This window comes from Endozoicomonas sp. Z74 (assembly GCF_057680865.1).
Window position 1 is genome coordinate 14,784 of sequence record NZ_JBLYZI010000079.1, and the last position, 12,381, is coordinate 27,164.

Annotated in this window: 9 protein-coding genes; all 9 read right to left on the minus strand. The window is 55.0% G+C overall.

Features of this window, described 5'->3' with window-relative positions; all coding sequences use genetic code 11:
- Nucleotides 1-35 precede the first annotated feature (35 nt).
- The 9 genes from tssC to tagH all read right to left on the minus strand — a co-directional run bounded on the left by tssC (nucleotide 36) and on the right by tagH (nucleotide 12,031).
- Entirely contained in the window at nucleotides 36-1,529 is a 1,494-nt protein-coding gene (gene tssC / locus ACNRUY_RS19105; RefSeq protein WP_488113253.1) for a type VI secretion system contractile sheath large subunit, read from the minus strand.
- Nucleotides 1,529-2,041 (minus strand): type VI secretion system contractile sheath small subunit, encoded by a 513-nt coding sequence (gene tssB / locus ACNRUY_RS19110; RefSeq protein WP_488113254.1) that lies wholly within the window; start codon nucleotides 2,039-2,041, stop codon nucleotides 1,529-1,531. The genes tssC and tssB overlap by 1 nt, the downstream gene beginning before the upstream one ends.
- A 121-nt stretch (nucleotides 2,042-2,162) precedes the next feature.
- Nucleotides 2,163-3,446 (minus strand): type VI secretion system protein TssA, encoded by a 1,284-nt coding sequence (gene tssA, locus ACNRUY_RS19115; RefSeq protein ID WP_488113255.1) that lies wholly within the window; start codon nucleotides 3,444-3,446, stop codon nucleotides 2,163-2,165.
- A 33-nt stretch (nucleotides 3,447-3,479) separates the two neighbouring features.
- The gene (gene tagF / locus ACNRUY_RS19120) at nucleotides 3,480-4,178 is read right to left on the minus strand and encodes a type VI secretion system-associated protein TagF (RefSeq protein WP_488113256.1); all 699 of its coding nucleotides are present in this window, start codon (nucleotides 4,176-4,178) and stop codon (nucleotides 3,480-3,482) included.
- Nucleotides 4,179-4,180: 2 nt separating this feature from the next.
- Nucleotides 4,181-7,672 (minus strand): type VI secretion system membrane subunit TssM, encoded by a 3,492-nt coding sequence (gene tssM, locus ACNRUY_RS19125; protein ID WP_488113257.1) that lies wholly within the window; start codon nucleotides 7,670-7,672, stop codon nucleotides 4,181-4,183.
- Nucleotides 7,669-8,493, minus strand: a complete 825-nt coding sequence (gene icmH, locus ACNRUY_RS19130) for a type IVB secretion system protein IcmH/DotU (RefSeq protein ID WP_488113258.1) — start codon at nucleotides 8,491-8,493, stop codon at nucleotides 7,669-7,671. The genes tssM and icmH overlap by 4 nt, the downstream gene beginning before the upstream one ends.
- Nucleotides 8,494-8,495: 2 nt before the next feature.
- Nucleotides 8,496-9,830 (minus strand): type VI secretion system baseplate subunit TssK, encoded by a 1,335-nt coding sequence (gene tssK / locus ACNRUY_RS19135; RefSeq protein ID WP_488113259.1) that lies wholly within the window; start codon nucleotides 9,828-9,830, stop codon nucleotides 8,496-8,498.
- Between the two features lie 35 nt (nucleotides 9,831-9,865).
- Nucleotides 9,866-10,363 (minus strand): type VI secretion system lipoprotein TssJ, encoded by a 498-nt coding sequence (tssJ, locus tag ACNRUY_RS19140; RefSeq protein ID WP_488113260.1) that lies wholly within the window; start codon nucleotides 10,361-10,363, stop codon nucleotides 9,866-9,868.
- A 72-nt stretch (nucleotides 10,364-10,435) separates the two neighbouring features.
- Nucleotides 10,436-12,031, minus strand: a complete 1,596-nt coding sequence (gene tagH, locus ACNRUY_RS19145) for a type VI secretion system-associated FHA domain protein TagH (protein WP_488113261.1) — start codon at nucleotides 12,029-12,031, stop codon at nucleotides 10,436-10,438.
- Nucleotides 12,032-12,381: the final 350 nt, after the last annotated feature.

Consider the following 12,381-nt stretch of genomic DNA (forward strand, 5'->3'; position numbering starts at 1 on the left):
AACCATCGGACGGATGTCCGATGGTTTTCAGAGACTTATCCTGCGGAAGGAATGTTAGCCACCATCCGCAATGAGGTAGTCAGCTCTTCCATCTGAAGCCAGGGCTTCAGGTAGGCCACCGCACTGTAGGAACCCGGTGCCCCCGGGTTTTCCTTCACCTCTACCCGGGCCTGAGCCAGTGGGTAACGGGCTTTCATATCCGCTGACGCATCGGGGTTGCCGTTGGTGTAATTGGCAATCCACTGGTTCAGCCACTGCTCGGCGTCTTTGGCTTCCATAAAGGAGCCGATCTTGTCCCGGGCCATCACTTTCAGATAATGGGCAATTCGGGCCGTGGCCATAATGTACGGCAGACGGGCCGAGATCGAGGCGTTGGCAGTGGCATCGGGATTGTCATAGGTCTTGGGCTTCTGGGCCGTCTGGGCACCGAAGAAAACCGAGTAGTCGGTGTTCTTGTAGTGACAGAGGGGCAGAAAGCCCTGACCGCTGAGTTCCGCTTCCCGTCGGTCGGTAATGCCGATTTCCGTGGGGCATTTCTGGTCGGTATCGCCATCATCACTCTTGAACACATGACTGGGCAGACCTTCCACCTTGCCCCCCCCTTCCGCACCCCGAATGGCAGTACACCAGCCATACTCCGCAAACGCCTTGGTCAGGGTGGTGCCCATCACATAGGCGGCGTTCATCCAGGTGTACTGATCATGGGCCACGGCCTGGGCCATACCGCTGTCGTCCAGTGGAAACTCTTCGTAGTTGAAGGCTTCCACGGACTTGGAGTTGGCTCCGTAGGGCAGCCGACTCAGGGATTTGGGCATCACCAGGGAGACAAAGCGAGCGTCATCGCTGTCCCGGAAGCTGCGCCACTTGATGTACTCCTGGGATTCAAAAATCTTCGCCAGATCCCGGGGCTTGGACAGCTCAGTAAAGTCGTCAAAACCAAACATCTCCGGCCCTGCCGCGGCAATAAAGGGGCAAAAACCGGCAGCGGCCACGTTGGACATCATACTCAGCAGGTCAATATCTTCCGGATGATTGGAAAATTCATAATCCCCAATCATACAGGCGTAAGGTTCGCCCCCGGCAATACCAAACTCTTCTTCATAAATTTTCTTGAAGGTCTGGCTCTGGTCAAACTCCACAGCCTTGTCCAGATCTTTAAACAGCTCCCGCTTGCTGATGTTCAACATCCGGATTTTAAGGTTGGTGCTGGTTTCGCTGTTCATCACCATATGGTTCAGGCCACGCCAGGAACCTTCGAGCTTCTGGAACTTTTCACCGTGCATAATGGCCGCCAACTGCTTGGAGATGGCCTCATCAATGGCGGTGACCGCCTGGTTAATGGTTTTGGTCAGGTTGCGGTCCCAGGTCACGGTGCCTTTAAGGGCCTGGGCCGTGAGATTTTCCAGCAGATCCCGGGCTTCATCCTTACCGGTCTGCTTGGTGGCACCAATGGCCTGATCCAGAAGGTTCAGGGACTGTTCTTCCCCTTCCGGGCGATCCAGTACCGCGCTATCGGTTTCTGTGCTCATCAGGCATCCTCTCCTTCGTTCAGACCCAGCTCTTCAGAAATCTTGGTGATTTCGTCGGTGTTTTTGAGAATATTTTCCAGAACTTCTTCCAGCTCCTCGGAACGGTCCGCCTTGCTCATCAGGTCCCGCAGTTTGTTCCGGGCCTCCAGCAACTCTTTCAGGGGCTTGACCTGGTTGACAATGCTTTCCGGCTCAAAATCCTCCATGGCGTTAAAGTCCAGGTTCACAGAGAGTTCACTGCCATCCCCGGCCAGGGTATTTTCTACTTTAAAGCCGAGTTTGGGGTTCACCTTGGCCAGCACCTGATTGAAATTGTCCCGATCAATCTGGACAAACTTCCGGTCCTTCATGGCTTTTTTATTTTCCGTATTATCTCCGGAGTAATCCCCCATCACACCGGCCACAAACGGCAGTTCCTTGGTGACCTCAGCACCGTTGGTTTCCACATCGTAGGTGATATGGACACGGGGCTTTCTGACCCGCTTGAGTTTATTGTGAATGCTCTCGGACATGTCTCTCTCCCTGTAAGAGTTTTTTAGTTATCAGCAGCACCTATCACTGGCTTTTCACCTTGCGGGCGGTACTTGTTGTTCTTGTTGCACGGTGACCGTATCCATTGAATCCAGTCAGCCACTACCAGACACTGTCACCTGCCGACGCACTGCTCTCCGCACTCCCCCACTCTCCTTCAACCGTAGGGTCATTCACCTCTTGTACCGTTTCCGGAGCAGAAGTCAAGGGTTGTGTGGGCGGTGCCACGTACTGAGCCGTGGAACTGCCATCCATAGCAACACCGGTCAGCTGGCTGAAAATGCTGCGGGATGTCTCTTCCGGCATCAGTTCCATCATCAGTTCCGCAACGGTCATACGGCCCCAGCGCACCAGACGTTCAATACCGTCGGCCAGGGGAGTATGGGGTTCGTAGGTGCGAAAATAGTTCGCCACTTCCGACAGCTGGTCCAGAGCCTGCTCCCGGCTGACAATGGGCCCGGAAATAACGGCAGAGCCATTGGCCGCCAGGGTTTGGGTTACCACCCTCCCCTCATCGGACAACTCGGTCACTGGTTCCGATGCCGCCGCCTCTTCCGCCTGGGCCTGAGCTTCAGCACGGGACAGGATATCCTGACAGAGAAAGCGTATAGAGCGCAGTACTTCATCCAGCAACCCGGTCATCTGACTGCTGGGAGGCGCATCGTGACCGCAGTGTTCATAAAGCCGATCGTTCAGGGCTTTGTACGTCTCGTTACAGGTTTCCAGATTCTCCACCAGATCCAGATAGAAGGCATCGCCGGTGGTAGCAATGGTCTGGGTAATGTCCTCCATGGTGTTACCCAGAGCCTCGTAACGATCGGCCCGTTTGTCTTCATCGGTGATCTTGCTGGCGTCGTAAATCTGCTGGTAGTTGTAGTAGCTGAATTCCCCATGATTCCCTTCAGCGGTCACCGGGCAGTTGCGGATCGGGGCCAGAAGCGTCCCTTCTGCCCCATCGCCATTCAGCCCGGTAATGGGGGCTACTTTGGTTTCCAGACCGTCTTCATCAGGTTCCGGATAGAGCCCGTCCCAGAACTGTTCCACCAGACCGTCAAGCACCGTCAGGCCATCACGCAACCCGGTAAAACCGTGCAATCGAACCGCGGCTTCAATCATCCAGGTGGCCACTTCAAGATCTTTGCTGGTACTGGCAAGAATGGCCTGTCCTTTTTCCAGCACCGGTTGCCACTGACTGAGAGCTTCAGCCCGAATGTCCTCGTCAAAGAGCCCGGAACGCTCCGTGGCCCGGGCGGCATTTCGGGCATCCTTGATGGAGTAATAATCCGAGGTGGGCGAGCGATCCTCACGGATGTCGATGCCCTGGGGCTGACTCTCAGAAATCGGCGTCAGCAGTTGCTCAATATCCATTACCGGTTCAGAAGCCATATTCTCACCTGTGTTGTTGTTCTTTTCATCGGGTCATCCTGCCACATCCCACCCCTCCTCCTGCCACTGCCCATTGAGCATGGCGGCAAAGGTCCGGGACTCAGGCAATCCCTTACGGGCCAGCATCATGGGGGGCATATTGGCAGAACCGGCACAGGACCAGAAACTGAAACTGTCTGGCTGCAGGCCCATACTCGCATCAAGAAATACCGCCCAGGGACTGACGGCACCTGTCGGCGTCGCCAACCCCGTCAATAACCCATTCCGATTCACCCTGGGCAAACGGTTCTGCAGGGCATCCCCCGACACTTTAAGTTTCTCGCCCACCGCATCGGCGGACAAACCCTCCTGTAACGCCTGCAGAGCCACCTGCTCCCACAGTTCAAACACCCTGTTATTAGCCGCCATAAAGGTTGCGGGGGATTCGCTGCCCCCCAGGGGCATCGCCAGAGTCAAAGGAAAATAACGACCCACGGCGTCCACACTGGGCACCAGTATACCCGCCCAACCCAAACCATCCAGGCAACCGGCGGTGAGCACAAATCGCCAGATTGGGCTGGTGAGATAAACATCCAGCCACTGATCCCCACAACGCTCACGGCTGGCAGCTATGGACTGTTGCAGCCATTGATCCCAGGCAGAAATAAAAGCCACCGGCAACTCACGGTCGACAAAATCCCCGTGGGCGGGTAACTTGCCATAAAAACCACATACCCTTGCTGCGCCTGCCATGGTTACAACTCACCTTTCAACTGATAATTACGCAACAGAGACTGATTAAACGGGTTCAGGCTGCTGCTGGCAATCAGCCGAAAGCGGGCTTCCCGCCCACGCTCGTTAAAGGTGAGCTGAAATTCCCTGGGGTCGGCAGTGGCGGTCAGGCTGGACGCGTCCAGCAGCCGGAACCAGGCCCAGTCCCCCTCAAACTCCTGCCTGTTGATGTTTTCATTGAGATCTTCAAAAATGATCCGGGCCCGATCCCCATCAGCGGTATCCCAGTTAAAGCTTTTTACTGTACGTGGGCCATGGGAATACTTGAGCCGTTGTCCCCCCAGCTCCAGAGAAAACAGCCGGACATCAGAATCCAGCCGGGTGGGCTGCAACTTGAAATCCACACTCAGCTCACTGCTGCCTTTATAGAACGACTGTCGTATCCAGCCAGCCCTTTGCAGCTGCTTCAACGTACTTTTGGCGATGGACAGGCCTCGGCCGTCCAGAGTTTTTACCCGCCATTTCCGGGTATCCACAAAGGGAGCCAGATTTTCGTTAAAAAACTGCTGCTCAATCCCGCCCGGTTTGAAAAAGCGGTTAAAGTCCTGCAGGGGAGCCTCCCCTTTATTGCTGGCAGACAGGGGATAACGCCCCTGTAAACTGTGTCGGTAAGGGTTATACACCTGCTCCTGCCAGGCTTTATTGAGGTAGCGCCGGGAGTCACTGAGAATCAGGCTCCAGCTGGAGTCTGCCATGGACAACAACCAGCCTTTCACCGGCTCCGGTGACTGGCTGGCCCGAATCCGAACCCGCTTGATCACATCATTACCGGACCGCTGAAAACGACTCCTTGCCACCTGATAAGATTGTTCCTGGGGATCCGGTGCCATGGCAATTTCATTCAGGTAGTCATGAAGTTCCCGAACCAGCGCCAGGGTCTCCTGGATTTGCGCCGGTTGATTGGCTTGGGGCTTCACCAGTCCCTGCAGGTTCTGGAATTGCAAATCCACCGACGTCGGCTTGCGGACATCCGCCAGTACCTTGCCCACCGCACCCGACGCTCTGGAACCCGCGGCAGGAATCGTGACCGCGGGTGTCAGTTCCGTATTCATGGCCACCGCTTCCAGAACGCCTTTCAACGGTGAGTACACCGGGTCCGCCATCACATTCAGATGATCCCTGGCCCGGCTGATAGACGTAAATGGCTTGATCCTGAACTGACCCAGGAAACGCTGCCAGTACTGCCCATACTCTGCCAGATAAAGCTTGCGAACTTGTGCCGCAATTTTTTCACGGTCCGCCTTACTGAAGTCCTCCCCTTCCACGGAGCCATAAATCCAGCGGTCCTTTTCCAGGGCCATCAGCAGCGGTGAATCCGCACTGAAATCCGCCTGCTCCCAGGCCTCCAGAGTAAAGCGTTTTGGTGATGCAAAGGCGGGATTACTGGCGGAAAGACCAAAGGCCTTTTCAGTGTCACCTCCGATGACAGCATAGAGATCCACATCACCGGACAGTTCCGGACTGCTCTTCATCTGGCGATAGATGCGCTGGGCCACAGGCAGGGTGCGAACCTGCTGGCGGGCTCTGGTCACCAGAGCCTCATCCGGTTTAAGGGCTGGCAGATCCTGATTCAAGAGATGATTCAGATGATTAACCAACGCTTGCTGCTCTGTGGCCTGCCCGGGCAACTTTTGCTCCCAGTGCGTTTGCGCCCACTTACGAATTTCTGTGGTATCCCTGTGCTTCGGGGTCAGCAACATCAGATAGATTTTTAATTGCTCCAGCACCGTATCCGTATCAGAACCGGCATAGCTCAGCTGATTTTCCAGCTCTTTTTTAAAAGCGGGGAGAAAATCCGATATCAATTTCTGATCGTAAAGTTCACCAGCGCGACGGTCGACCCGGCTGTCGTACAGCCCCAGAGAGTGCAACCAGGGATGCGCCTCCTGATCGTAAACGACAGAGGCCGATTTCAGGGCATTAAACGCGGGTAACAGTGTGGCCGCATCCTCGGGATTCACCACCTTACCGGAAGCTTGCTGATAACGGTCCAGATAGCCATCAACATCAGACATCAGCAACCGGTTTTTACCCACACTGCCCGCCCAGACAGCAAGGGTTCCCCCGGTAATCGCCACCAGAGTCATAACCGTAGCCCGGCGTCCCCAGCGCAAGAGCGATTCAAAGCGCCGGTTCACACCGACAATGGTGGACTCCGGAAAAACCACCTCTTTCAGCAGCCGGCTGATAAAAAAGCTTTTACCCGTGCTCATTTGCTGTTTACCCAACTCCCTGGGCAGACCGAAACTGGCCGTTACCGAAGCCATCATCCGGTCAATGGGCGTGCCTTCCTGGGTACCACTGGTAAAGTAAACGCCCCTTAACAGGGGACAGCTGTTGTAGTGGTTACTGGCAAAAGCCTGTTTGAGAAAATCGTGGATAATGTCCTGAAGACTGCTCATTCTGGCTGGAAAGCCCTGCAAGAGCGAACGGCGCTCCACATCCCGTTCCTGATGAACCAGTCTTAATACCCGATCGTTCAGCCGCTGCAACAGCGCCTGGTAATCGTTGACAAACCCGCTGATATCCGAGCTGCCTGATTGATCTTTGGGTAGGTCAAAAGTCATACCCCACACCTGCTCCCGTTCAGGCTGGGACAGTGTACTGAAAAATTCGCTAAAGCCCGCAATCAAATCGGTTTTGGTAAAGGTAAGATAAACGGGAAAGCGGATACCCAGTCGCTCCTGCAGTTCATCCAGCCGGGTTCGAATCACCTTGGCGTGCTGATTCCGCTGCTCTTCTGTCTGGGTCATCAAATCCTGCAAGCTGATCGCTACAATCGCACCATTGATGGGTTGACGACGGCGGTGTTTTTTCAGCAGATCCAGAAAACCGGTCCATGCAGCATTGTCCACCACTCGATGACTGTCCTGCGTCGTGTAACGACCGGAGGTATCAATCAACACCGCCTCATTGGTAAACCACCAGTCACAGTGCCGGGTCCCACCAATACCGCCCAGAGAGGCCTTACCATCTCCGGTGGCCAGGGGAAACTGCAGGCCAGAGTTCATCAGAGCCGTTGTCTTTCCGGAACCCGGCGGGCCAATGATGATATACCAGGGCATCTGGTACAGAGCCTTACTGCCTGCGCCGACGCCAAAGCGGGATTTTTTGAGCAATGTCACCGCTTCACGAAAACGGCTGGAGAGGGTTTCCAGCTCTTCACGGGTTCGATCGTCTTCCGGAGTCGGGCTGGCCTCTTTCTCCGTGGACTGAATACCCTCAATCAGATCGTTATTCTGTTTTCGCTCCCGCAGCATTCGCACCAGACGCCAGATAATCCAGAGAAAAAACAGTACGACGATGGTCATCAGTCGAGCGCTTTCGCTGATCACAGTATTGTCACTGCCAAAACGTACATATTCAGCACCAAACCAGATCACCAGAGCCAGGGCACACAGGCCGATAAAACCGATCACCCAGGGGTTAACCAGAACATTCAGAAACCGTTTCATTCCTCACCCCCAGGGTCCCCAAGCAACTGCTCCATGGACGCAATCACCGGTTCATTACCCTGATACATCCATACTGAAAAGCCGGCGTATCCCGCTACCAGAACTGCCATGGCCACCGCACCAAACACCCAGAGGGGGATATACTGCATCAACCCTTTTCCTTTGCGACCACTCCCCTGCCATCGGGGGGACAGATCCCGGTCAATGTACTCACGGTGGGACTGAATCACCCGGAACAGGTTGTCCCGAATGGTGTCCAGCTGCGCCTGGCCGTTGGGAGCCAACCGAAACTTGCCTTCAAAGCCCAGGCTGAGGCTGAGATAGAACAACTCCAGCAGGTCCAGGTTGGAGGAAGCCGTCTCCTGCAGACGCTGGAGAATCACAAAACACTTTTCTCCCCCCACGCTCTCTCGATGAAACAAACTGAGCAGTGAGCGCTGACTCCAGCCACTGCTGGCACCCCAGGGAGTGTTCATCACGGTTTCATCCAGAACAGTGCACATCAGGTAGCGTGCGGCCACCGTCGTCTCTGGCTTCATCCCCAAAGATTGCAGCTCCCGGTCAAACCGCTGGATTTCCGAGGTCATTAACTGGTGCAGATTCGGAGCCTGATTAAACTCCGTGGTGGTGCGCAACTTGATCATCAGCGTCAACAACGTGGATGCCGCTTCCACCACTGGATTCAGGGAGGAACGGATACGCACCTGCTCCAGCCCCGCCGACAACGAATCAGCCAATGGTGGCGCCGTGGATTGAGGTGCAGCCTGGGCCGTCGGCTGATGACTGCCCGGCGTAGGAATAATGACGGTTCGATCGTTCATGGTTAATCCCTCACAGCCCAGAACTCCATTTCCACCCCCGGGAACTCAGCCCCCAGATGAACCGCAAAACCACCGGAGTTTTTCATGGCCGCCCAGGGCTTTCCGGTTTTCTCAAGCTGGAAATAGGCAAATCCGGCATGATAGGGAATCTGCCTCGGGGCCACGGGCAGGGGCCGCAACATAATGCCGGGCATGGAGGCGGAAATCAGCTCACGAATCACCTCCACCGGGGCCACCCGGGCCTGGGAAGGAAAGTTATTGCGAAGGGCTTCGCCGGGCATATCCGCCTTCACAGCCAGCACGAAGGTGGCTCCGTCGATCAGACTCCGGTCATTGACCGGCGAAACGTAAATTCCAAACTTGCGTTGGGTCAGTTCGAGAGCGATGGCCGTCTGTTCCAGCACTGTACTGAGGGACTGCCTCAAACCAGCGACCACGGACGCAAAAATCTCCCCCAAGTTGTCCTGGGAAAACGCCGGGAAATCTTCGGGGCGCTTCTTGCTGGCGGTAAAGGTGGACAGTTCACCGCAAAGCTGGAGAAGTTCTTTATACAACTCCATGGGGTGCAGCAGTTTCTGTCGGGACAGGGCCACCATCAGTGGCTCATAGCGGTTAATAACCTGCAAAAGCATATAGTCAGCTATTTCCGCCGAACCGGCCCTGCCACTATCGCATAAGCGGTAACTGAGAGCATTGCCCCGCTGTCGTAACAGGCCAATCAGTTCTTCAATATAACCACTGGTTACCGGTGACAGCTGGCAGTCCAGCAAGGGGGGAACAAAATGATGATCCAGCTTGACCGGTTTGTCCGGCTGCCGTTCCAGCACCTGGGTAATACCAATACACGCGTAGCCGTTTAAATCGTCCGATCCGGGTTTCAGGGTAAGCGCCATCTGTCCGGTTTCAATGGACGCCTCTTCGGCGGAGTCCGAAGCGTTGTTACGCACATCATGGCTTTGACAGATATAGCGTGCCTGGGGAGCCTGCTCCCCCGCCCGGGCACTCTGACGAACCCCGGGGCGACGCAGGGGCAAACAGAGAAAAATAGCCTCATCCCGGGTATTCACGGGAATATCAAGCACCTCCGGTGGCGCTTCCTCACCGGGAATGGAAAACGGGGTTCCATCGGGAAACACCCCTTCCGCCTCCACAAGAGAGAGTTTCCCGAGCCGCAACAGCTCAAGATCAAATCGTAATTTTCTCAGCCCCCAACCATAGGCATTGAGGGCACTGACCCGACTCTCGACCCAGGACTCCAGAAAACGCTCCTGCTGCTGAAAGTGTTGTGGACGGAGAAACATGCCTTCCGACCAGACCACCCGGTTTTTATTGACCATCCCGCTTCTATCCCCCGAACCATCCCTTGAACGCGTTATCGTTTCTGCACCAGCCCACGGTCACTGGCAATCACGGTATAACCGCTGTCGTTATGGGCCCGCACGGGCAGCACCAACAGGTTGCGAGTTTCCGTATACCGCGAGTACTCCGCCATCACCCCCAGAAACCGGACCTCCGGCGTTAACTCAAAGGTCTCCAGGCGAGACTCTCCCGGTGCAATCTCCTTGAGTTGAATGGTGCCCAGAAGATCATTGCCCAGCCGTTCACCGGAATATTCATAGAGGGAGAGAAAGTCTTCTCGCTGGAACTGTCGGTCATCGGCCAGCTTGAACACCCGGATAACCAGAGGGGAGGGCCGGCCCTCATCGTCCAGGTTCACCTGATCATCCGCCTGCAGTTTCATACTCACCACGGTATCAAAATCCAGCAACTCACGACCAGAGTCCACCACTTCCCGAGTGGTGCTGCATCCGGCCAGGACGATCCCGGCAAGCAGTATTAAACTTCGTTGATAAAAAACCTTCAGAGACATCCTGAAACCCCTTCTGCTCCTGCAGCAAAGACAATTATTGTTATTAGCGCATCACTGTTATTAATGGGAGGATTACCCCATCTGCCTGACCGCATTAAGTTCAGACAATTTCTTTTCATAGGCCTCGGCAAACACTTCACCAAACAACCGGTTGTAGTTGGCTTCTGCGTCAGACTTCTGCTCCTTGAACCAGGCTTCGTAAGCCTCCCAGTTCCTGGCCTTTTTATTAAACGACAACCCCTTGCTGTTCATGCGCTCCAGCAACGGTTGTAACTGCTGCGGGTCAAACCGTGACAGCATATGTTCATAGGCGGTGCGCATGGCAAACATCACCGCCACCTGATGATCGGAGATATTATCAAAGCTATCCCGTATGGCATCTGTAGGGGATAAAAATGCCCCCTGCCCACTACCAAACATCATTGTAAGTGCATCTTCCACCGTGGCAGAAAACTTCAGCGGATTATTATCCTGACTCTGGATCATGGTGCGTTCAACACGGAGTTCATTCTTGATGCTGCTGCGGGCCCGGAGCAGATCCATTAAACGACTGACGGTTTCCCGTATCAGTGCGGCGCTTTCCTGATCCAGGGTCTGCAGCTGATTGGGGTCGATATTCCCAAGACCAAGAGCGTCGATCAATGAGCGATGATTCGCCGTAGCGGAGTGATCGACACCCCTTGATACCGAAGGCGTGGCCGGCTGTACAGGCACAACGGATGGTGTCTCGGCCGCCGGCAAGTCCTGTGTCCGTGGTGGAAGCGGTGCCGGGCTGGCCGCTGCGGCTTCCGGCAGCTCCGCAGGTGTCAGCAACTGATCCAGACTCATCGAGTCCAGCGCCGGAGAAGCAGGAATTGCAGCGGGTTTCGGAACGGTAGGTGGTTGACTGGGAGTGGAGACTGGTCTGGGAATAGCAATAGACTGCTCAACCGCCGGTACATGGTCAGGCTCGCTCAGCCACCAATCATCGCCACCTGAAGGCACAGCCATTTGCGGTGTCTGGGCATCCCAGCTGCCACCACTACCCGTCAGTGCGTCAAGAGGGTCAAGGGGGGCGGCAGAGGCAGAGAGCGGATCAACCGCAACGGGGGGGGGCGTTAAACCAGCGAGAGGATCAACAGACGATGGTCCAGACACCAGAGAGGCACTCTCTCCTGTCTCAACGGTACCCCACAGATCCTTTCCTTGCTGCTCATTACCCGGCTCAAACCATTGATCAAATTGATCGCTTTTATGGGGTGGTGCCGACGGTGGCGCTTCAGCAAAGACCCCAAGCGTGGTTTTATCAGAATCATCAAGAAAATCCACACTGCCCAACCCTTCCGGCAACTCAAAGGTATCCTGCTTAATGGACACTTTGATCTGATAGTGACCCACACCGATTAAATCGCCATCGTTTAAGGGAACCTGCTGACCGGAGCCTACCGGAGCATCGGCACCATTTATAAACGTCCCATTGGTGCTTTTATCCACCAGAAGATAAGCGCCGTTGGCAAACAGAATATCCGCATGGCTTGAAGAAACGATGCGTTCTACATCGGGGAGCACCCAGGTATTGCCATCGGCCCGACCAATGGACCCCCCCGCCTTGACAAAAGTCTTCCGGTGGCCCGCCATATTGGCTTCCATCGGGCCATCAATCACTTCAAGAACCAGGTTATCTGCCATGTCCTGTAATACTCGCTTCCATTGACTGCCGGATTGATAAAATCACATTCTTAAAATTGTTGTTTGCCAGTCGCTCCGGACAACCTGTATAGCCACCGGAGTAAAGGTGATACTATCCTACGGCAAGATCATTTGGCTAGTGCTCCATTTCAGGCAGCCCCGCCTGTGTGAAAAATATACGACAGAAGATTCATTTGACACTTGAGAATTCCTCTTTGCAACACTAGGCGGCGTTCTCATCTAACCGATCTGCCAGATTTTAACTCAAACTCATGCCAACCAGACCATGATGGCTGCTATTTGAAGCATTCCCGTATAGTTACGCAGAAGCCGCTCGTAACGAGTTGCTA